At 72.2% G+C, this 20,506-nt stretch carries 18 protein-coding genes and 6 tRNA genes; 9 read left to right on the forward strand and 15 right to left on the reverse strand.

The annotated features are described in order from the left end of the window. Nucleotides 1-2 precede the first annotated feature (2 nt). The 3 genes from AC2XR2_RS07775 to AC2XR2_RS07785 all read right to left on the reverse strand — a co-directional run bounded on the left by AC2XR2_RS07775 (nt 3) and on the right by AC2XR2_RS07785 (nt 2,574). Complete coding sequence (locus AC2XR2_RS07775) at nt 3-1,292, reverse strand: extracellular solute-binding protein (protein WP_381308897.1); 1,290 nt, start codon at nt 1,290-1,292, stop codon at nt 3-5. Nucleotides 1,293-1,674: 382 nt separating this feature from the next. Then, a tRNA-Val gene (locus tag AC2XR2_RS07780) sits at nt 1,675-1,746 on the reverse strand. A 366-nt stretch (nt 1,747-2,112) separates the two neighbouring features. After that, nucleotides 2,113-2,574, reverse strand: a complete 462-nt coding sequence (locus AC2XR2_RS07785; RefSeq protein ID WP_330268145.1) for a TIGR02611 family protein — start codon at nt 2,572-2,574, stop codon at nt 2,113-2,115. A 191-nt stretch (nt 2,575-2,765) separates the two neighbouring features. Here AC2XR2_RS07785 and AC2XR2_RS07790 point away from each other — a divergent pair, with 191 nt between their 5' ends. Beyond that, nucleotides 2,766-3,179 (forward strand): SsgA family sporulation/cell division regulator, encoded by a 414-nt coding sequence (locus tag AC2XR2_RS07790; RefSeq protein ID WP_004002642.1) that lies wholly within the window; start codon nt 2,766-2,768, stop codon nt 3,177-3,179. Nucleotides 3,180-3,390: 211 nt separating this feature from the next. After that, the gene (locus AC2XR2_RS07795; protein WP_330268144.1) at nt 3,391-3,951 is read left to right on the forward strand and encodes a CGNR zinc finger domain-containing protein; all 561 of its coding nucleotides are present in this window, start codon (nt 3,391-3,393) and stop codon (nt 3,949-3,951) included. A 61-nt stretch (nt 3,952-4,012) separates the two neighbouring features. Here AC2XR2_RS07795 and AC2XR2_RS07800 read toward each other — a convergent pair whose 3' ends face one another. Both AC2XR2_RS07800 and AC2XR2_RS07805 read right to left on the reverse strand, forming a co-directional pair. Continuing rightward, a complete protein-coding gene (locus AC2XR2_RS07800; protein WP_330268143.1) occupies nt 4,013-4,165 on the reverse strand; it encodes a hypothetical protein in 153 nt (50 codons plus the stop codon). 156 nt (nt 4,166-4,321) lie between these two features. Further along, nucleotides 4,322-4,774, reverse strand: coding sequence for a hypothetical protein (locus AC2XR2_RS07805; protein WP_491514644.1), 453 nt, complete (start codon nt 4,772-4,774; stop codon nt 4,322-4,324). 309 nt (nt 4,775-5,083) lie between these two features. On the opposite strand from AC2XR2_RS07805, the gene AC2XR2_RS07810 reads away from it, so the two are divergent. Next, nucleotides 5,084-5,605: a DsbA family protein gene (locus AC2XR2_RS07810; RefSeq protein ID WP_449350161.1), complete on the forward strand. Its 522-nt coding sequence runs from the start codon at nt 5,084-5,086 to the stop codon at nt 5,603-5,605. An 89-nt stretch (nt 5,606-5,694) separates the two neighbouring features. Here the strand turns inward: AC2XR2_RS07810 and AC2XR2_RS07815 are convergent, their stop codons facing one another. The 3 genes from AC2XR2_RS07815 to AC2XR2_RS07825 form a co-directional block, all read right to left on the reverse strand. Then, a complete protein-coding gene (locus tag AC2XR2_RS07815; RefSeq protein WP_491514645.1) occupies nt 5,695-6,522 on the reverse strand; it encodes a GNAT family N-acetyltransferase in 828 nt (275 codons plus the stop codon). 100 nt (nt 6,523-6,622) lie between these two features. Continuing rightward, on the reverse strand, nt 6,623-7,444 hold the full coding sequence (locus AC2XR2_RS07820; RefSeq protein WP_449350159.1) for an aminotransferase class IV: 822 nt from the start codon (nt 7,442-7,444) through the stop codon (nt 6,623-6,625). Further along, nucleotides 7,441-8,484: a chorismate-binding protein gene (locus tag AC2XR2_RS07825; protein ID WP_491514646.1), complete on the reverse strand. Its 1,044-nt coding sequence runs from the start codon at nt 8,482-8,484 to the stop codon at nt 7,441-7,443. Before AC2XR2_RS07825 ends, AC2XR2_RS07820 begins: the two co-directional genes overlap by 4 nt. 178 nt (nt 8,485-8,662) lie before the next feature. On the opposite strand from AC2XR2_RS07825, the gene AC2XR2_RS07830 reads away from it, so the two are divergent. From AC2XR2_RS07830 to AC2XR2_RS07850, 5 genes are all read left to right on the forward strand, one after another. Continuing rightward, nucleotides 8,663-8,735: transfer RNA gene (locus tag AC2XR2_RS07830), tRNA-Gly, on the forward strand. Between the two features lie 41 nt (nt 8,736-8,776). Further along, nucleotides 8,777-8,850 (forward strand) — tRNA-Cys (locus tag AC2XR2_RS07835). Between the two features lies 1 nt (nt 8,851). Beyond that, nucleotides 8,852-8,923, forward strand: a tRNA-Val gene (locus AC2XR2_RS07840). A 34-nt stretch (nt 8,924-8,957) separates the two neighbouring features. Beyond that, a tRNA-Val gene (locus AC2XR2_RS07845) sits at nt 8,958-9,029 on the forward strand. A gap of 32 nt (nt 9,030-9,061) precedes the next feature. After that, nucleotides 9,062-9,133 (forward strand) — tRNA-Val (locus AC2XR2_RS07850). A 53-nt stretch (nt 9,134-9,186) separates the two neighbouring features. Here the strand turns inward: AC2XR2_RS07850 and AC2XR2_RS07855 are convergent. The 4 genes from AC2XR2_RS07855 to AC2XR2_RS07870 all read right to left on the reverse strand — a co-directional run bounded on the left by AC2XR2_RS07855 (nt 9,187) and on the right by AC2XR2_RS07870 (nt 11,980). Then, nucleotides 9,187-9,498, reverse strand: a complete 312-nt coding sequence (locus AC2XR2_RS07855) for a TFIIB-type zinc ribbon-containing protein (protein ID WP_123987985.1) — start codon at nt 9,496-9,498, stop codon at nt 9,187-9,189. Nucleotides 9,499-9,578: 80 nt separating this feature from the next. Further along, nucleotides 9,579-10,526, reverse strand: a complete 948-nt coding sequence (locus AC2XR2_RS07860) for a phosphotransferase family protein (protein ID WP_491514647.1) — start codon at nt 10,524-10,526, stop codon at nt 9,579-9,581. A gap of 799 nt (nt 10,527-11,325) precedes the next feature. Then, a complete protein-coding gene (locus tag AC2XR2_RS07865) occupies nt 11,326-11,508 on the reverse strand; it encodes a hypothetical protein (RefSeq protein ID WP_028809711.1) in 183 nt (60 codons plus the stop codon). Nucleotides 11,509-11,704: 196 nt separating this feature from the next. Then, the gene (locus AC2XR2_RS07870; RefSeq protein WP_381306609.1) at nt 11,705-11,980 is read right to left on the reverse strand and encodes a DUF8836 family protein; all 276 of its coding nucleotides are present in this window, start codon (nt 11,978-11,980) and stop codon (nt 11,705-11,707) included. A 196-nt stretch (nt 11,981-12,176) separates the two neighbouring features. Here AC2XR2_RS07870 and AC2XR2_RS07875 point away from each other — a divergent pair, with 196 nt between their 5' ends. Continuing rightward, the gene (locus AC2XR2_RS07875) at nt 12,177-13,598 is read left to right on the forward strand and encodes a serine/threonine-protein kinase (protein ID WP_381306606.1); all 1,422 of its coding nucleotides are present in this window, start codon (nt 12,177-12,179) and stop codon (nt 13,596-13,598) included. A 37-nt stretch (nt 13,599-13,635) separates the two neighbouring features. Here the strand turns inward: AC2XR2_RS07875 and AC2XR2_RS07880 are convergent, their stop codons facing one another. The 3 genes from AC2XR2_RS07880 to cobT form a co-directional block, all read right to left on the reverse strand. Beyond that, complete coding sequence (locus AC2XR2_RS07880) at nt 13,636-14,454, reverse strand: TrmH family RNA methyltransferase (protein WP_330268135.1); 819 nt, start codon at nt 14,452-14,454, stop codon at nt 13,636-13,638. Nucleotides 14,455-14,518: 64 nt separating this feature from the next. After that, on the reverse strand, nt 14,519-15,751 hold the full coding sequence (gene cobA, locus AC2XR2_RS07885) for a uroporphyrinogen-III C-methyltransferase (protein ID WP_491514648.1): 1,233 nt from the start codon (nt 15,749-15,751) through the stop codon (nt 14,519-14,521). 334 nt (nt 15,752-16,085) lie between these two features. Continuing rightward, on the reverse strand, nt 16,086-20,228 hold the full coding sequence (gene cobT / locus AC2XR2_RS07890; protein WP_491514649.1) for a nicotinate-nucleotide--dimethylbenzimidazole phosphoribosyltransferase: 4,143 nt from the start codon (nt 20,226-20,228) through the stop codon (nt 16,086-16,088). Nucleotides 20,229-20,506 lie beyond the last annotated feature (278 nt).

Genomic DNA, 20,506 nt, shown 5'->3' on the forward strand with positions numbered 1-20,506 from the left:
CCTCAGCCCGCGAACGCGGCCTTGGCCTCGCCGAACAGCGCCTTGGCCGCGTCGGCCGGCTTGGTCTTGCCCTGGGAGACCTCGCCGCCGATGCGCAGGAACGCCGCCTCGATGACATCGGCGCCCGACGGGTGCGGGGTGATCTTCCCGAGCACGCCGGCCTTGGCCACCTCTTCCTCGTAGGCCTTGACGCCCTTGTTGTTGGCGTCGGTGGGCACGAAGGCGTCGTACTGCTCGGTCGTGGCGAGGATGCCGCGGTCGTAGCCCATGATCTTGCCGACCTCGGGGTCGTGGACCATGAAGGAGATGAACTGGGCGGCTTCCTTGGGGTGCTTGGTCCCGGCGAAGGCGCTCAGCATCAGCGAGCCGAGGTACTGGCCGGTGTTCTTGCCGTCCGTGGTGGGGATCGGCGCGAGCCCGTAGTCCGACTCGCCCTCGCCCTCGTAGCGGATGGAGAAGTTGTCCCAGGTGAACTCGGACGCGGCGAGCCCGGCCGACAGACCCGACTTGGGCTGGACCTGCTCGATCTTCTTCGGGTCGGCGACCAGACCGGACTTCACGCGCTTGTACGCGTCCGTCCACCACTGCGTCAGATCGTCCTCGGTGAAGCCGAGATCGGAGTCGGTGAAGAAGGCCTTGCCGTTCTGACGCAGATACAGGTCGTAGAGATACATGATGGCGTGGTAGCCGGTGTCACCGGCGATCTTCAGCTTGTCCTGGATCGTCTGGAGCGCGGCGAAGTACTCGTCCCAGGTCCAGCCGAACTTCGCCTCGACGCCCGCCTTCTTGAAGGCCTTGAGGTCGATGACGAGTGCCATGGTGTTGGCGCCGACGGGGATACCGAGCTGCTTGCCGTCGACCTGACCGTTCGCCAGAACACCGTTGCGGAAGTTGTCCAGGCTCAGATTCCCGGAGTCCGCCTGCGTCTTGAGATCCAGCAGAACACCGCGCTTGTCGTACTTGCGCAGGAAACCGACCGCATTCTGGAAAACGTCCGGCGGATTACCACCGGAGGCCTGGGTCTGGAACTTCTCCCAGAACGCCTGATAGTCGGTGAATTCAGGCTTGATCTTGATCTTCGGGTACTTCTTCTCGAAGAGCGCGATCGTCTTCTTGATGGCGATGGTGCGCGGCTCGCCACCCCACCACGCGTAACGGAGTGTCACGGTCCCGTCTCCGGAACCGCTGCTGTCACCACCGCACCCGGTCGTCGCGGCCAGTCCCAGCGTCGCCGCTGTAGCCCCGGCCGCCTTGAGGATCGTTCGCCTCTCAACATTCCTGCTGGTTCCCACAGTCGGACCCCTCCCCGCAGCGTCGCCGCCTGCATGAATCGTTTCAAGTAAGCGCTTGCTGGCACAAGTTACGGAGGGGCCGGAGGTGCGTCAATGATTCGGACAGGAATTTCTTGAGAGTGTGGTGAGAAGCCGGAGCGCCTCCAACCACCCTGCGGGATGCGGAAACTGACGACATCCCAGGTGAGAGACGCGGGATCGACCGGTCGAACACGACACAGGCTGTCGTACGAGATCGGCGGGCGGCCGGAAAACAACGCGCGGCGGGGGTCCTCGGGGCGGAGGGTCACGCGGGGCGGAGCCGGTCGACCCGGACCTCGCGTCCGTCCGTACACACGCCGACGGCCCGTCCGCGATCTCGCAGACGGGCCGTCGGTCCGGGTGGGCGATACTGGGTTCGAACCAGTGACCTCTTCGGTGTGAACGAAGCGCTCTCCCACTGAGCTAATCGCCCGGACGCAGGAAGAACATTACCCCATGTCAGGGGGTGCCCTGCGTCATGTCACGGGACGTGACGCAGGGGGTCCGAACGCCCTGATCCCCCACTGGCGCCGGCTCCCGCCGGAGGCCCCACGGGTCACCCGGTGGACGCGACCGCACCCGCGAGGCGGCCCGCCTGGGCGGGCCGGGCACGTGCCCCGACGGCATCCGCGGCCCAGCCTGCGGGCTGCGGGCTGCGGGCTGCGGGCTGCGGGCTGCGGGCTGCGGGCTGCGGGCTGCGGGCTGCGGGCTGCGGGCTGCGGCACCATGCCCCGTTGCCCTCTTGCGAGACGCCATCATGCCGGTGACCTGCGGTGACAGCCTGGGCCCCGTGCGCCGCTCACTGGTCCTTGATGTTCCAGGGCATCTCGAAGCCGAACTTCCAGAGGTAGACCCCGAGGATCGCGGCGATGAGCACCAGGCCGATCGAGGTCAGGATGATGTTGCGTCGGCGCACCTTGGGATCGAGGGCGCGCTGGGCCGCCTCGGTCACCTTCCGCTTGGTCCAGCGCAGCACGAGCTGGGCCCAGACGAACTCGGTCGCCCAGATCGCCATACCGCCGAAGATCACGACCCAGCCGGGTCCCGGCAGCGGCAGCATGATGATGCCGGCGACCACGACCGCGAGGCCGATCACGAAGATCAGGACCTGCCAGCTCAGGTGCAGCAGCCGCCGCGATTTCACGAACTCGGGCGCCCGGGAGCCGAGCCCCTGTCCCTCCGGCGCTTCGTCCGCCTTCTCGTCGCTCTGCTCGTCGGATGCCACGGCGACCTCGCGCGGCTCGTCACTCCCCGTATTCATACAGCCAAACCCTACCGGAGAGAAACCGGTCACCGGAATGGTCGTACCTCCGCAAGGGGTTCTCGGCCGGAAGAGTTACGTAAAGGCACGCAAAACACTCAGAGGGGTTTACAACGGCACCGTAGGTGGCATGTCGATTTCGCCGACGTGCGAATCCCCGAGCGCACACTGAGCGAAAGGCCCTGGCGCTTATGAACACCACGGTCAGCTGCGAGCTGCACCTGCGCCTCGTTGTGTCGAGCGAGTCCTCCCTGCCTGTCCCCGCAGGCCTGCGGTACGACACGGCCGACCCCTACGCCGTGCACGCCACCTTCCACACCGGAGCCGAGGAGACCGTCGAGTGGGTGTTCGCCCGCGACCTCCTCGCGGAGGGCCTCCACCGGCCCACCGGAACCGGCGACGTCCGAGTCTGGCCGTCGCGCAGTCACGGTCAGGGCGTCGTCTGCATCGCCCTGAGCTCCCCTGAGGGCGAGGCACTGCTCGAGGCCCCGGCGCGGGCCCTGGAGTCCTTCCTGAAGCGGACGGACGCCGCCGTGCCCCCGGGCACCGAGCACCGCCACTTCGATCTGGATCAGGAGCTCTCGCACATCCTGGCGGAAAGCTAGGGGGCGAGACCGCACAGAGCCGCCCGGCGCCGTCCACTCGGGGAGACGGCTCGGGCTCGTACAACCGCATAGGGAATGACAGGCGCCGTGGCTGCGGAGCGCTCCGCAGCCACGGCGCCTGTCGTGCGGCCCGTCACCGAGGCCCGGCGAGCCGTTACCATCGGCCAGCATCGGCGGGCGTCCGCCCGACCCCCAGGCCAGGGAGCGAATCGTGCTGATCACCCACGACACCCGGTGCGCACTCGACACCGTGGTCGATCTGGTGAACACCGCACCGGAGGACGACGCGGCGCCGGACGCACTGCCGGACGTCGCGGCGCTCGCGGATTTCGTACGAAACCACGAAATCAGTGATGTCGGGGTGCTCTCGGAGTTCGACCTGTCGGCGGTGCGCAAGATCCGCGGCCGGTTCGCCTCGGTCTTCGCCGCCCCGGACGCCCGGGCCGCCGCGAACCTCATCAACGACCTGGTTGCCGCCGCGGGCACCACACCCCAGCTCACGGACCACGACGGCTACGACTGGCACGTGCACTACTTCGCCCCCGGCGCCTCGGTGGCCGACCACCTGGCGGCCGACTGCGGGATGGCACTGGCGTTCTTCGTGGTGGCCGGTGAGCAGGAGCGGCTGCGGCGCTGTGAGGCCCCCGACTGCCGGCGGGCCTTCGTCGACCTCTCCCGGAACCGCTCCCGCCGGTACTGCGACAGCCGGACCTGCGGTAACCGTCTGCATGTGGCCGCTTACCGGGCACGACGCAAGGAGGCCGCGGGCTGACGCCCGGTCGGCGCCTGCGACGTGATCCCCGGCGGGTGGCGCCGGGGATCACGGGTACGGCTCAGAGCAGCAGCAGGTCGTGCAGCGCAGCCATGAGCAGCAGACACCCGATCACCGCAAGGAAGATCATCAGCGGTGGCTGGGAAAGGGCGAAAAGGCATCCACGCGGCTCGTCCTGCTGCGGCGCGGTGTCGCTCTGTGTCGTGTCCAGCATCTCGCCGCGATGATGACGCAGCCGGGACCCCCGACGCGATCAACACGCCCGGAATGGGCGGGAGTTCGCCGAATTCCGTGATGTCCGTTTCGGATCGTGATCACTTGCGGACGGGCCCGGATCCCCCTGCGAACGTTTCAGTCCGTCAGCCGGGCGTCATATGCCGTGCTTCTTGAGGATGGCCTCGATGTCGCTGAAGTCGTCCGTGGCGGTCTCGGCGGTCCCGCGTTTGCCCGCGGGGCGCGCCGCCGGGGTGCGGACGGCCGGGCCGAGCGAGGGCGCCGACGCGGTGGGGGCCAGCGCCTCCTGGGACCCGGCACCCCGGGCCGCCTTGCGCTCCTTGCGGGTGCCGCCCCGGCGGCGCTCCACCGCGCGTGTGGTCGAGAACAGCACCCACGACAGACCGAGCACGCCGAAGCCCGCCCAGGCCGTCGGGCTGAACGCGGTGTCCGCGAGCCAGTCGACCACGCCGGTCATCACCAGGCCGAGCGGGACGAGGGAGTAGGCGGCGATACGGGTGGCCGCCAGGAAGCGCTTGCGGTACGCGGAGACCGCCGCGATGCCCAGGCCGGCCGCGGCGACTGCGGAACAGACGGTCTCGGCAATCATCCGGCCCTCCAGGCGGGGTTCGACGGTCTCTGTGCCACTTCGTCACTGTCCATCCTGCACCCCTTGGCCCCCGCCGAGCCATCCTCCGGCAGGACATCAGGGACATCTCCGGGTCGGCTCCTCCGGAGGTGCCGGTCGGGGTCGTACCCACGGAGCAGGCGGCTCCGGAAGCCGCAGGCGGGTACGGCAGAGCTGTCGAGGCGGCGGGGGAGCGGTGACATCCGCCTCCGGGAGGCGGCCGGGGAGCGGCCACGTCCGCGTGGCCGGGGGTGATGCGGCCCGGTGGGGCGGAGCTGGGAGACTGGGGGCATGAGCGACCCCTCCCCCGCCCGCCCCGCCGCGCCCGTTCTCGACGTGTGGTGCGAGTTGCAGTGCTCCGACTGCCGTGACGCCCTGGACGACGTCCGGGCGCTGCGGGCCCGCTACGGCGACCGTCTGGAGCTGCGGCTGCGGCACTTCCCGCTGGAGAAGCACAAGCACTCCTTCGCCGCCGCGCAGGCCGCCGAGGAAGCGCTGGAGCAGGGCAAGGGCTGGGAGTACACCGAGGCCGTGCTCGCGCGGGTCGAGGAGCTGGACCGTAGGGGGGAACCCTTCCTGGTCGAGGTCGCCCGCGAACTGGGCCTGGACGCCGAGGAGTTCGACACCGCGCTGATCGACGGCCGGCACATCCTGATCGTGGACGCCGACCAGGCCGAGGGCAAGGCGATCGGCGTGACCGGCACCCCGACGTACGTCATCGACGGCGAGCGGCTGGACGGCGGCAAGAGCCAGGACGGGCTGCGCGAGCGGATCGAGCAGATCGCCGACCGGCTGCTCGCCGAGCAGGACTGAGACCGCCTCACCGCAGGCTCTTGCAGCCGGGCAGGTCCGCGTCCGTCGCCAGAGCAGGCTCTTGCAGCCGGGCACAACCGCGTCCGTCGTCAGAGCAGGCTTTTGTACATCGAGTAACCCACCGTCTCGTAGCCGAGCGACTCGTACAGCCGTTCGGCCGGTGTGTTGCCCGCGAAGACGTTCAGGCCCAGGACCCGGCGACCGGCGGCGATCACCTGGCCCTCGGCGAGCAGCATCAGGGAACGGCCGTGCCCGCGGCCGCGGAAGGGCTCCTCGGTCTCGACGTCGTAGACGAACGCCTTGTCGGCGATGAACTCCACCCACAGGAACCCGACCCGGACGCCGTCGTGCTCCAGCACGCTGTACAGCGCCTCCTCGGTCGCGAGGCCGCGCGCCACCAGCTGTTGGTGGTCCTTGCGCGACCTCGCCCTCGCCTCGGTCTCGGGCACCCCGCGCTCGCTCCAGTCCCGGGCGTACTCCTCGATGCCGCGCTCCGCCCACGGCCCGAACTCGGCCTGCGTCATGGGCCTGCTCCGGCTGCCCGCGGGCAGTTCGGGCGCGGTGGTGCCGAGCGGCTTCTCCATGCCGCGGTTGCGGTGGACGTACCCGAGCGCGCCGGCGAGCCGCAACGCGGGCGCGGCGGTGGCCGGGACCCTGATCTCCACCTGCCGGCAGCCCCAGCCGCGCGCCACCTCCTCGGCGGCGAGCGCGGCGACCGCGCCCCGGCCGCGCCCGCGGTCCGGTTCGTCGATCCGCAGGTCCCTGATCTGGGCGACGACCGGCCCGAAGGACGGGTGGGTCGCCAGGTGTATCGCTCCGACGGGACGGCTGTTCACGCACACCGAGTAGTGGCGGGACAGCGCCCCGTCGGCCCCGCGCTGAAGCGGCTCGGTCGGCCGCAGGGTGGTGGTCATCACCGGAGTTCTACCCGCTGCCGAGCGCCGGGGCAGCCCAATATCGCGGCCCTTTACGGCCTCTTACGGGTACGGCCTCTCACGACCCGACCCTCACGGCCTCTCACGGATCGAGGTCGTCCCCGGCCCGCTCGTCGAAGATCCGCATGGCCTTGGCGGTCACCGGCCCCGGCGCGCCCGGCAGTTCGCGCGCGTCGACGCGGTGCACGGCCTGGACGTCCCGCAGGGTCGAGGTCAGGAACACCTCGTCGGCCCGCTCCAGGACGTCCAGCGGCAGGTCGGTCTCCTTGGCGCCGGTCCATTCGACGGTCAACGCGCGCGTGATGCCCGCGAGGCAGCCGGAGGCGAGCGGCGGGGTGTGGATCTCGCCGTCGAGCACGACGAACACGTTCGACCCGGTGCCCTCGCACAACTGCCCGACGGTATTGGCGAACAGCGCTTCGGACGCGCCCCGCTCACGCGCGCGTGCGAGCGCGACCACGTTCTCGGCGTACGAGGTCGTCTTGAGGCCGGTGAGGGCGCCACGCTCGTTGCGCGTCCACGGGACGGTGATCACGGCCGTGGAGTCGGGCCGCGGCGCGGACTCGCCGAGGGCGACCACCAGGGTCGGCCCGTGGTCACCGCGGTCGGACCCCAGCGGACCATGGCCCCCGGTGTAGGTGATGCGCAGCCGTCCGAGCGGCATCGGGTTGGCTTCGAGTACGGCCGCGCAGGCACGACGGACCTCGTCGTGGTCCGGATCGGGCAGCCCGAGCCCGCGCGCCGACAGGGTCAGCCGGTCGAGATGCCGGGTGAGCGCGAAGAGCCTGCCGTCCACCGCCTTCACGGTCTCGAAGATGCCGTCGCCCACGGTCAGCCCGTGGTCGAAGACCGAGACGCGGGCGGCCTCGATGTCCTGCAGCCCGCCGTCGAGCCAGATCTTCACGTCAGGGTCCCTCCACTCACCTCGTACGTCCCCGACGCTACCGCGAGCAGCCGGGCCGCCTTCAGCTCGGTCTCCCGCCACTCCCCCTCGGGGTCGGAACCCCAGGTGATCCCGGCGCCGGTACCGAAACGCAGCACTCCTTCACCGCGGTCGATCCAGAAGGTGCGGATGCCGACGGCCAGCTCCCCGGTCCCCCGGTCGGCGGCGACCCACCCGATCCCCCCGCAGTACGGCCCGCGGGGCGCGGTCTCCAGTTCGTCGATGATCCGCAGCGCACTGGACTTGGGCGCGCCGGTGACCGAGCCGGGCGGGAACGCGGCGCCGAGCAGCTCGGCCCAGCCGGCGCCCTCCCGCAGCTCCCCCCGCACGGTCGACACGAGATGGACCAGACCCGGATGCTTCTCCACGGCACACAGATCGGGGACGGTGACACTGCCGGTGGCGCACACCCGCCCCAGGTCGTTGCGGACCAGGTCCACGATCATCACGTTCTCGGCGTAGTCCTTGGCGAGCAGGTCGTCCTCGGTCCGCCCGGTCCCCTTGATCGGCCCCGACTCCACGACCCGCCCGGCCCGGCGCAGGAACAGCTCGGGGGACGCGGTGGCGATCTCCACCCCGTACCCGGGCAGCCGAATCGTTCCTGCGTATGGCGCCGGGTTGCCGCGGGCCAGCAGCGCGGTCAGCGCGTCCACGTCGGCGCCGGGCGCGAGGGGCGCGCTCAGGACCCGGCAGAGGTTGGCCTGATAGACCTCGCCGGTGGCGATGCGCTCACGAATCCGCCGTACGGCCGCCGTGTACGCGGCGCGATCAAGAGACGACGTCCAGTCACCGACCCCCGGTCCGTGCCACGCCCCCGGCACCGGAGCGGGCACCGGCTCCTGGCGTACGTCGGCGAAGCGGGCACAGGTGAGACCGCCCTCGAAGTCCGCGGCGACGGCCCAGAAACCGCGGGAGTCCAGGGCCGCGGGGTCGCTGGTGACATCGAGGAGACCGGTGGCGACGCGGTCGCCGAAACGGGCGAGAGGAGCGAGGTCGAGCACGGGGTCGAGTCTATGGCGGGTGTCACGCAGGTGACCTGGCCATGTCCTTCAGGGCGCCCTGACCACGTACGTCGACATGCGCACCGCAGCACGCTGCGCAAACGCGTTTTTGTACTGGCCCCGGAATCCGCTAGAGTTCAACTCGTCGCCGGGCCGCGCAAGCGGATCGGAAGGACAGGCGAACGTAGCTCAGTTGGTAGAGCGCAACCTTGCCAAGGTTGAGGTCGCGAGTTCGAACCTCGTCGTTCGCTCGGAAGAGCAAGGGGGATCATCCCGACCCCCCAACACTCCTGGTGGAGTGGCCGAGAGGCGAGGCAACGGCCTGCAAAGCCGTCTACACGGGTTCAAATCCCGTCTCCACCTCCAAGGACGATTAGCTCAGCGGGAGAGCGCTTCCCTGACACGGAAGAGGTCACTGGTTCAATCCCAGTATCGTCCACTGGATCTTCGACGGTTCACCGAAGGTCTGACCCGCGCGATTAGCTCAGCGGGAGAGCGCTTCCCTGACACGGAAGAGGTCACTGGTTCAATCCCAGTATCGCGCACGCAGCAGACACGATCATGATCGTGGTTTCCCGCGCGATTAGCTCAGCGGGAGAGCGCTTCCCTGACACGGAAGAGGTCACTGGTTCAATCCCAGTATCGCGCACACACCGAAGCCCCCGGCCCTGCGGCCGGGGGCTTCTTCGTCTCTGATCGGCGTCAGCTGGAGAACAGCATGTGGCCGAAGCCGCGGTTGCGGTGGTGGCCGCCGTGATGACCGCCGTGGCCGCCGTAGTGACCGCCGCCGTGCTGCGGGGCGCCCCAGGCCGGTGCGCCGGGCTGGGCCGGGTACTGCGGAGCGGCCGGCGGCGGTGGAACGGCGGGGCCGCCGGCCCACTGGCCCTCCAGACGGGTCAGCGCCTCCAGCTCGCCGTAGTCGAGAAAGATCCCGCGGCAGCCGCTGCACTGCTCGATCTGGACACCGTTGCGGTTGTACGTGTGCATCGGTGCATGACACTTCGGACACTGCATCGTCGGCTCAACTCCTCGCCGGTTGATCCTGCTTAGCGTTACGCCAGGACAGACTCTGTCCGGCTCTGGTCGGTTGCACCCTACTTCGCGAAACCGCTCGCCAACTCCGGCGGGGTGGAACCCATTCGCTCGCAGGCCTCGACGACCGCGTGCTCCACGTCGTCCAGCGGCCGGCCGGCGTCGATCGCCTTGGCCACGGCACGGGCCGCCGTCTGCACGGTGAGGGCGCGGGCCGGGACGTCCAGGGCGGGCCAGGGGTCGCCGTCGGGGGGTACGGCCGGCCCGCCGGCCGCGCGGTAGGCGGCGAGGAAGAGGCCCCAGTCCTCGGGGGACAGCAGACCGCAGGCGTACCAGGCGGCGGGACGGGCGAGGTCCCAGGCGGGCTCTCCCACGCCGAGATCGTCGACGTCGATGAGACGCCAGGGGCCGTCCGGGGCGGGGTGACGGACGAGTTGCCCGAGGTGCAGGTCGCCGTGGCAGAGGGTCGTGGTGTCCCGCATGGGGGTCTCGGCGCGGGCCCAGGGCGGCAGCGCGGACCAGGCACGGAGGACGGGGGCGACGGCAGGGTGCTCGCTCTGCCGGGCCGCCTTGAGCAGCCTGGCAACGGCGAGGGCCGCCTTCACCGGGCCCCGCATGGGGGGCAGGCCGGGTGGGGCGGGGGTGCGGTGGAGGCGGGCGAGGAGGGTGGCGGCGGCCTCCCAGGGGGCGGCGTCCGGATCCTCCGGGTCCACGGGCTCACCGTACGGCCAGAAACTGACGAGCCTGCCGTGCAGGTCGACGTGCGTCGCGTGCAGGGGGGACAGGAGGATGCCGTTGAGCTGGGCGGCCATGGTGAGGCGCGGAGCGAGATCTGCGGGGGCCGTGTCGGGGGCGTGCGCCTTCGCGACGGTGCCGGCGTGCCGGACGACGGTGGCGTCGGGGCGATCAGCGAGGGTGGCTGCGCCGCAGGGACAGGCCACCGGGTCACCTGAGTGAGCCTCGGCTCTGACTCTGAGGGTGAGCTGGGTGAGGAGGGGGTGTTGCGTCACGGGGCTCCCTCGGCGACGTGAGGTCTGGCGCCTCAGTATGTGCCGGGTGCGGTTGAGCGGGTGCCTACGGGGGTGCCGGGTGCGGTTGAGCGGGTGCCTACGGGGGTGCCGGGTGCGGTTGAGCGGGTGCCTACGGGGGTGCCGGATTCGGTTGTCGGGCGGGTGCGGGCAAGTGGGGGCTGGTCGCGCAGTTCCCCGCGCCCCCGCTGCGCTGGGCTTGGGCCGGGCGCCTACCGGGGTGCCGGGTCCGGTGATCGGGCGGCTACGGGTGCGTTGTGGCTGGTCGCGCAGTTCCCCGCGCCCCTAGGGAGTTGCAGTTGGCCTGCGCCGCGGCGGGACCGTCAGCCGCTGGCGCCCGCCCTCGACGGACCGTTGGCCTCCCGCGTCCGCCCCCACGCACCGGTCGCCGCGTACGGCGTGAAGGGGACGGGGTGGGGGGTGTCCGCCCGCAGCGGCCGGCGTCAAGAACCGAGGACATCTCAAGGGGCCGAGCCGCCGGACCGAGGACGGATACCCCCCACCCCGGCACCGACCCAACCACCGGACCGGATGCGCTACGCACGCCCCCACCGGACAGCAAGGGGCCGCCGCAGGCATCCAGGGGCGCGGGGAACTGCGCAAAACGCCAGCCCCCACCCACCCCGCGGACAAAAACGGCCCAACCGCCGGAGGCAAAAGCAATGCCGGCGCAGCTCCCCAGCTGCGCCGGCATTTTGCCGTCCGCCGCACCCCCGTCCCCACGGGGTTTCATGGGTGGATGTCCCCGCCCGGACCGCTCTTCCGGGCCTGGGGTCGCCGCTCAGCGCCCCAGCATCACTCCCACGGACGACGCCTGTGTGGCCACTGTCTCCCAGCCGTCGAAGACGACGAGGAGCAGGACCGCCAGGGGAAGGGCCATGAGCGTCGCCACCAGCGGGTGACGGCGGCCCGTACGGCGGGGCTGACGTGTGCGGGACAGTGTCCGCGGTGCCGTAAGAGCCATGGTCCCTCTCCTGACCGTTCTGTTGTCGTTGGCAGCGGCGGGTGTCTGACCTCGGGGGACGAGTGCTGCACCCGCCGCTTGACCTCAAATCTAGGCGTCACGGCCCTCCGGCACGTCATGCCCTCGTACCGATTGCCGGGCCTCCCCGAGGATGAGCCGTCACCGGTGACGTACTCCCGTGGGTGGAGACGAGGACCTAGGTCTCCGGGTCTTCCCGGAGGGGGCGCCCGGTCTGTGCCGCTTTCTCCGAGCTGTCCTCACGCGGCACCGGCTGCTCGACCAGCGCCAGCACCCGCGTCGCCATGAAACGGGCCGTCCGGACCACCGAGCCGTTCCGCGTGACTTCGCTCACTTCCACCACGCCTCGGCGTACCGCCGTCTCCACCCGGCGGCCCGCCCTGCTCGCCACCACCTCATATGTGCGCGTCGTGTCACCTGCGTCCACGACTATCTCCACACGATCACCCTTCACGGGTTCAATCCCCCTTCTGTGACGGGTGGTTGGGATCACAGTCGACTCGAAGTCACCCTGTCCGCCGACCCCCTGACCACCCCTCAAGTCTCCCACCCGGCACTGACAATCCATCGGGACGAGAGGGCGCGGCCTCTGCGCGCGGCGGGCCGTGGAAACGTAAGCTGTCGCTCGTCACACGGACCGGGCAGCGGGGATGGACATGGCGATGATGCGCCTGAGGCGCGAGGACCCGCGCGTCGTCGGCTCGTTCAGGCTTCACAGACGGCTGGGCGCGGGCGGGATGGGTGTCGTCTACCTGGGCTCCGACCGCAAGGGGCAGCGGGTCGCGCTGAAGGTCATCCGGCCCGATCTCGCCGAGGACCAGGAGTTCCGGTCGCGCTTCGCGCGCGAGGTCTCCGCCGCCCGGCGGATCCGCGGCGGCTGCACGGCCCGGCTCGTCGCGGCGGACCTCGAAGCGGACCGTCCGTGGTTCGCCACCCAGTACGTGCCCGGCCCCTCCCTGCACGACAAGGTCGCCGACGAGGGTTCCCTCGGTGCGGCCGAGGTCGCCTCGATCGGCGCCGCCCTCTCGGAGGGGCTCGTCGCCGTGCACGAGGCGGGGGTGGTGCACCGCGACCTCAAGCCGTCGAACATCCTGCTCTCCCCCAAGGGCCCCCGGATCATCGACTTCGGCATCGCCTGGGCGACCGGGGCCTCCACCCTCACCCACGTCGGCACCGCCGTCGGCTCCCCCGGCTTCCTCGCCCCGGAGCAGGTGCGCGGGGCCGCGGTGACGCCGGCCACGGACGTGTTCTCGCTCGGCGCGACCCTGGCGTACGCCTCGATGGGCGACTCGCCCTTCGGGCACGGCAGTTCCGAGGTGATGCTGTACCGCGTGGTGCACGAGGAGGCGCAGCTGCACGGCGTGCCCGACGCGCTGGCCCCCCTGGTCCGCGCCTGTCTGGCGAAGGATCCCGAGGAGCGGCCCAGCACCCTCCAACTGTCGCTGCGCCTCAAGGAGATCGCGGCCCGTGAGGCGCAGGGCCTGCCCGATCTGCGCCCGCCCGCTCCGCGCGCCGCCGAGGCGGACCGGCCCACCGGACGGCTCGCCGACACCTACCCCGACCGGCCCGCGCAGCGCCGCCCGCAGGGGCAGTCGGGCACGCAGGGCAGTCGCGGGGACAGCCCGTCGCGTGGTTCCGGTCCCGCGCGCAACGGCACTCCGCCGCGCGGTGGCGTCCCGTCCCGCGGCGGCAGCGGGCCCGTACGCGGCACCGGCGCCCCCGCGCCTCGCTCCGGCGGGCCCCGGCCCACTCCGGCCGGGCGCAACACCACGCGCTCCGGCAGCGGCAGCCGCCCCGCACCGCGCAGCGGAACCGGGCGCCCCGCATCGCGGAACACCGGTACGGGACGTCGGCCCGCCAACCCGCGCCTGCTGCGCCAGCGGTTGTTCGTGTTCGTCGTGGTCACGCTGTTCGTGGCGCTCGGCATCGCGGCGGCCCAGGGGTGTCAGGGACCGTCGCGCGGGCTCGGCGGCGACAGCGGCGTCGTACGGGACCAACGGCAGGGGCAGGTGCACGCGCCGCCGCTGCGGACGCCGGCTGAGCCGGAGCAGCCGGCCGGCGGGACGGGCTGAGCGCGGCGTCCGGCCCGGCACCGCCGCGCACCTGGGCTCAGGCCTGCGGCCGTCCCGTGGCCACCGCGTAGAACGCGACCGCGGCCGCCGCACCCACGTTCAGGGAGTCGACGCCGTGGGCCATCGGGATGCGGACCCATTCGTCGGCGGCGACCAGGGCCTGGGTGGTGAGGCCGTCGCCCTCGGCACCGAGCATCAGGGCGACCCGGTCCATCTTGTGCGGGGCGGCCTCGTCGAGGGTCTTGGCCTTGGCGTCCGGGGTGAGGGCGAGCAGGGTGAAGCCGGCCTCGCGGACCGAGTCCAGGCCCTTGGGCCAGGTGTCGAGACGGGCGTAGGGGACGGAGAAGACCGCGCCCATGGAGACCTTGACGCTACGGCGGTACAGGGGGTCGGCGCAGTCCGGCGAGAGCAGGACCGCGTCCATGCCGAGCGCCGCCGCCGAGCGGAAGATGGCGCCGATGTTGGTGTGGTCGTTGACGGACTCCATGACCACCACGCGACGGGCGGTCTGGAGCAACTCGGCCGCCGTGGGCAGCGGTTTGCGCTGCATGGAGGCGAGCGCGCCGCGGTGCACGTGGTAGCCGGTGACCTGTTCGGCGAGTTCGGGGCTCACCGCGTAGACGGGGGCGGGGAGTTCGTCGATGACGTCCCGCATGACGTCGACCCACTTGGCGGACAGCAGCATGGAACGCATCTCGTAGCCCGCGTCCTTGGCCCGGCGGATGACCTTCTCGCCCTCGGCGATGAACAGGCCCTCGGCGGGTTCGCGCTTGCGGCGCAGTTCCACGTCGGTCAGGCCCGTGTAGTCGCGCAGGCGCGGGTCGTCGGGGTCCTCGACGGTGATGAGATCGGCCACAGGGTGATACTGCCTTGTCCTGGGTGCGGTGCCAACGGCTGGGAACGGGTTGTGTTACCCCGGGTTACGCCGACGGCCGGTTTCCTACGGCGACGACCTCGCCGACGACGATGACGGCCGGGGGCTTCACGTCCTCTGCGACGACCACCTCGCCGACCGTCGCCAGGGTGGCGTCGACCCGGCGCTGGGCGGCCGTCGTGCCCTCCTGGACCAGGGCGACCGGGGTGTCCGGCGACTTGCCGTGGGCCACCAGGGTCTCGGCGATCTTGCCGATCTTGTCGACGCCCATGAGGATGACCAGCGTGCCGGTGAGCCGGGCGAGCGCGGGCCAGTCGACCAGGGAGCGCTCGTCGTCGGGGGCGACATGGCCGCTGACCACGGTGAACTCGTGGGCGACCCCGCGGTGGGTGACCGGGATGCCGGCCGCGCCCGGGACCGAGATCGAGCTGGAGATGCCGGGGACGACGGTGCAGGGGATGCCGGCCTCGGCGAGGGCGTGCAGCTCCTCCATCCCACGGCCGAAGACATAGGGGTCCCCGCCCTTCAGCCGTACGACCGACTTGCCCTGCTTGGCGTGCTCGATCAGGGCGTTGTTGATGGCCTCCTGGGCCATGAAGCGGCCGTAGGGGATCTTCGCCGCGTCGATCACCTCGACGTGCTGGGGGAGCTCCGCGAGGAGGTCGCGGGGGCCGAGGCGGTCGGCGATGACGACGTCGGCCTCGGCGAGCAGGCGACGGCCGCGGACCGTGATCAGGTCGGGGTCGCCGGGGCCGCCGCCGACGAGGGCGACGCCGGGGGTGCGGGTGCGGTGGTGGGGGGCGACGAGGGTGCCGTCGCGCAGGCCCTTGACGACCGCGTCCCGGATGGCGGCGGTGTGGCGGGGGTCGCGACCCTTGGCGTTCGTGGTCAGGACGGCGACCGTGACGCCCTCGCTGTGGCCGGTCGCGGGGGTCCAGGCGGTCGCCTGGTCGGCGTCGTCGGAGCGGACGCACCAGACGCGGTGGCGCTCCGCTTCGGCGGAGGCGCGGGTGTTCGCCTCGGTGTCGCTGGTGGCGATCAGGGCGTACCAGGCGTCTTCCAGGTCGCCGTCCTGGTACGGCCGCCTCTCCCAGGTGATCTCGCCCGCGTCCGCCATCGCCTCGACGGAGGGGGTCGCGGAAGGGGACACGAGGAGGACGTTCGCGCCCGCCGCGATCAGGGCCGGGAGGCGGCGCTGGGCCACCTGGCCGCCGCCGAGGACGACGACCTTGCGGTCGGTGAGGCGGAGGCCTACGGGGTAGGCGGGGTTCTCGGCCATGAGGGGCGGCTCCTCTTTACGGCTGTGCAGTGGCCCTGACGTGCGGATTTTACGGGGTGGGCGGGGCGGGCGGCTCAGGTGTCCGGTGGCTGGGCTTCGTGGCCGGGTGCGGGTGCGTGGGTCCGTGCCCACCCGTCCCGCCCTGCGGGACGACTGCCCACGGACCCACGGCAGGGAAGGGGCGCGGGGACATGATCCCCGGACCCACGGCAGGGAAGGGGCGCGAGGACACGATCCCCGGACCCACGGCGAGGAAGGGGCGCGGGGACACGGTCCGCTGACCCACATGCGAGGGGGACGCGTGGACACCGCCCCCGCGTCCCCTTCCTCACGCCTACTTCTCGGTGACCCCCGCCGAGTCGAACGTCGCCACCTCGTGCATCGCCCTCGCCGTGCTCTGGACCAGGGGCAGGGCCAGGAGTGCGCCCGTGCCCTCGCCCAGGCGGAGGTCGAGGTCGACCAGGGGGCGCAGGCCGAGCTTGTTGAGGGCGGCCACGTGGCCGGGTTCCGCGCTGCGGTGGCCCGCGATGCAGGCCGCGAGGACCTCGGGGGCGATCGCGCGGGCGACCAGGGCGGCGGCGCCCGCGCTGACGCCGTCGAGGATGACCGGGGTGCGCAGCGAGGCTCCGCCCAGCAACAGGCCGACCATCGCCGCGTGTTCGAAGCCGCCGATGGCCGCGAGGACGCCGATCGGGTCGGCGGGGTCCGGCTGGTGGAGTTCGATCGCGCGCCGGACGACCTCGGTCTTGCGGGCCAGCGTCTCGTCGTTGATGCCGGTGCCGCGGCCGGTGACCTCGGCGGGGTCGGTGCCGGTGAAGACCGAGATCAGGGCGGCGGACGCGGTGGTGTTCGCGATGCCCATCTCACCGGTGAGCAACGCCTTGTTGCCGGCCGCGACGAGGTCGCGGGCTGTCTCGATGCCCACCTCGATGGCCTGCTTGGCCTCCTCGCGGGTCATCGCGGGACCGGTGGTCATGTCGGACGTGCCGGCCCGGATCTTGCGGGGCAACAGGCCGGGCGTGGCCGGGAGTTCGGCCGCGACACCGACGTCCACGACGCAGACCTCGGCGCCCACCTGGCCGGCGAAGGCGTTGCAGACCGCGCCGCCGCCGAGGAAGTTGGCGACCATCTGGGCCGTCACCTCCTGCGGCCAGGGGGTGACGCCCTGGGCGTGCACACCGTGGTCGCCGGCGAAGATCGCGACGGCCGCGGGCTCCGGGATCGGCGGCGGGCACTGGCGCGAGAGCCCGGACAGCTGGGCGGAGATGATCTCCAGCATGCCGAGGGCGCCGGCCGGCTTGGTCATCCGCTTCTGCCGCTCCCAGGCCTCGCCGAGCGCCTTGGCGTCCAGCGGGCGGATCTGGGCGACGGTCTCGCCGAGCAGGTCGTGCGGCTCCTCGCCGGGCAGGGCGCGGCGGCCGTACGTCTCCTCGTGCACGACCCAGGACAGCGGGCGGCGCTTGGACCAGCCGGCCTGCATCAGCTCGGGCTCGTCCGGGAACTCGTCGACGTACCCGACGCACAGGTAGGCGATGACCTCGAGGTGCTCGGGCAGGCCGAGCGCGCGGACCATCTCGCGCTCGTCGAAGAAGCTGACCCAGCCGACGCCGAGGCCCTCGGCGCGGGCGGCGAGCCAGAGGTTCTCGACGGCGAGCGCGGCGGAGTAGGGGGCCATCTGCGGCTGGGTGTGCCGGCCGAGGGTGTGGCGGCCGCCGCGGGTCGGGTCGGCGGTGACGACGATGTTCACCGGGGTGTCGAGGATGGCCTCGATCTTCAGTTCCTTGAACTGCTTGGCCCGGCCCTTGGGCAGCGACTTGGCGTACGCGTCGCGCTGGCGCTGGGCCAGTTCGTGCATCGCGCCGCGCGTCTCGGCGGAGCGGATGACGACGAAGTCCCAGGGCTGCGAGTGGCCCACGGAGGGCGCGGTGTGGGCGGCCTCCAGGACCCGGAGCAGCACCTCGTGCGGGATGGGGTCGCTGCGGAAGCCGTTGCGGATGTCCCGGCGCTCCCGCATGACCTTGAGTACGGCCTCGCGCTCGGCGTCGTCGTAGGCGGGCGCGGCGGGGCCCGTGGACTGTGGTGCTTCTGCCACGGGGGCCGTGCTCACTTCTTCCGGTGCTTCCTGGTCTTCCTGATCGGCCGCCCTGGTGTCCAAGTCGTCGGCCTGCTGTACGAGTTCGGCGTCGCCGTCCGCCTCACGCGGGGCCGGGAGCGGCACCGGCTGGGGCGGGGTCGGCGCGAGGTGCGGGGTGGTGGGAACCGAACCGTCCACCGGCACGAACTCCCCGAGCGGCTGCCCCGGTTGGGGCTCCATGGGCACCGCGCTGGGCAGGACCCCGGGGGCCTCGGCGCTACCGGGCACCGCGAACTGGGGCTGCGCGTCGGCGACTTCGGCCGCGAGCGGCTGGGGGGCGGGCTGCGGGCCCTGCGGCGCCTGAACGGGACTCTCCGGGGCCGCCGGGAGCGGGGCCTCGTCCGCGGGGGCCGGGGCAGGGGTCGCCGCGGCGGTCAGCTGTACGTCGGTGTCGGCCGCGTCCGCCACGACGGCCTGCGGCGCGTCCTGGACGGGAGCGGTGGCCGGGTCGACGGCGGGACCCTGCGGGGGGACGGGCTGGGCGAAGTCCTGAGCAGGGGCGAGGGGTTCCTCGACGTGACCTGCCTGGGCCGGCTCCTGGAGGTGCTCCGGGGCCGCCTCGGCAAGGAGCGGTTCGGCGGCGGGCTCGGACTGCTCGGCGGCGGGAGAGGCCTCGGCGAGGGCGGGGGCCTCCGTCGGCTGCGGGGAGTTCTCCGTGTCCACGGGCTCCTGGAGGGTTACGGCCTCGGCGGCGTCCGGGGTGATCACGGGGGCGGCTTCCGGAGTGACCGTCTCCAGGCCGACTACCTCCGGGGCGCCTGCCTCCGGTGCCGGGGCGGCTTCCTGGGCAGCGTCCGCGTCCGGAGTGGCGACGGCCTGCTGGGCAGCGTCGGCGCTCTGCGCGGGGGCGGTTTCCGGCGCGGTGCCGCCGTCCTGGGCGGCGTCGGCCACCGAACGAACGGCCGCGTCCTCGACGGGGACCGCCTCCGAAACGGCGGCGTCCAATAGGGCACTCGCTTCCGGAACTTCCGGAACTTTCGGAACTTCCGGAACTTCCGGAACTTCCGGAACAGGAACGTTTTCCGGCAGGGCACCGGCCTCCGCAGCGACCCCCGCTTCCGGCAGCGCGACGGCCTCCGGGGCAACGGCAGTCTCCGGCACGGCGTCGGCCTCCGGAGCAGCGACGGCCTCCGGCACGGGGGCAGCCTCCGGGGCGGCCTCGGACACCGCCTCCGGTCCGCCCGTCGCCGACTCGGCCTCGGCCTCGGCAGCCTGCCCGTCGGGCACAACGGCTTCAGGCGCGGGTACCTGCACGAACTCGGCGGCCTCGCCGACCTGCGCGCCCTCGACCACCGGCAGCGGCTGGGCACCGGCGGCGCCGTCCGCCGCTCCCGCACCCGGCGCCGATGCGCCTTCACCGGCCTCCGCCACGTCCTGAACGGCGTCCTCGGAGCCGCCGTCCGGAACCTGCGCCTCGGCCCCGGGCTCACCGGCCGCAGCCGGGTCCGCACCGGGCTGACCGCCGTCCGGGAGGAACTCCTCCGCCCCGGCGACGGGAGCGGACTCGCCCTCCCCGCTCTGGCTTCCGCCGGGCAGGTCGCCCTCGGCCGGCAGACCCGCACCCGGCTCCTCGCCCACGACCGGAGCCGCGTCGGCGCTCACGGCCTGCGCCTCGTCGGGACCGAGGTCGGCTGCCGCGGGCGTCTCAGCGGCCGGCGACTCCTCGTGCACGGTCTCCGGGACGGCGGCCGCCGGGGCCTCCTGCGGCAGCGCGTAACCGCCCGCCTCCGCCTCGGACGCCAGCCGGGCCACCGCCGCCTGCGCCGCGCCCACCGGCTCGGGTGCCGGGGTCGGAGCAGGAGTCGGAACAACCGTTTCGGCAGCCGGGGCCATCGTGCTCACCGGCGTCTGGACGGCACCCGGCGCGCCCCACGGCACCGCGCCCTGCGGCTGCGGGGCTTCGAGGTACTCGGGGCCGGCCGCGACCGGCTGCCGTACCGGCGCGCCCGCGGGGCCGCGGTCGGCCAGGGAGCGGACCGGGCTCGCGGAGGAGTCGGGGATCGGCGGGCCGAGGTGCAGCGGCCGACGGGGGGTGATGGGCGGGATCGGCACCGAGGGGGCCTGCGGCCGGGGCGTGCGGACGGCGCTCAGGTCGTGCGCCCCGCTGTCGCGGCCGGCCATCTCGTGCGGTCCCGGCTCGTGGACGGTCTCGACGACCGGCTCCGGCACCGGCGGAGCGACCTCGTTGCCCCAGGGGCTCTGGGCGCCCGGCAGCAGCAACAGGTCTTCGTCCTCGGCGGGGGTCTCGGAGAGGTAGGTGTACGCACCCGGGACGCCCGGCTGTTCCACCATGCCTGCGTTCTCCGGCAGTCCCTCGCCCGGAACCTGGCCGGTGTCGGTCATGCGTACCCCTCGCCCATCGGTTAGTGCTTCTACGACCAGCTCACCGGGGACGGCGCACCGACCGCCCCCGCAGTGAAGAACGAGCGTGCGTGCCCAGCGGCACGAACGGCCTGCCGAGAAAGACGACAAAGCCATTAACTGGCATTGTCCCGGCCGTTCCCCCGTCGCGACAGCTTGATCCGCGACGACCCGCTGTGGACTGCGCCACGTTGCGCGTCCTCCGGTTGTGCCGTACCGCACCCACCCCAAAACGGGCGCGCTTTCCGGACATTGACGAA

The sequence above is a fragment of the Streptomyces sp. LS-MS-L19 genome, from assembly GCF_058382285.1.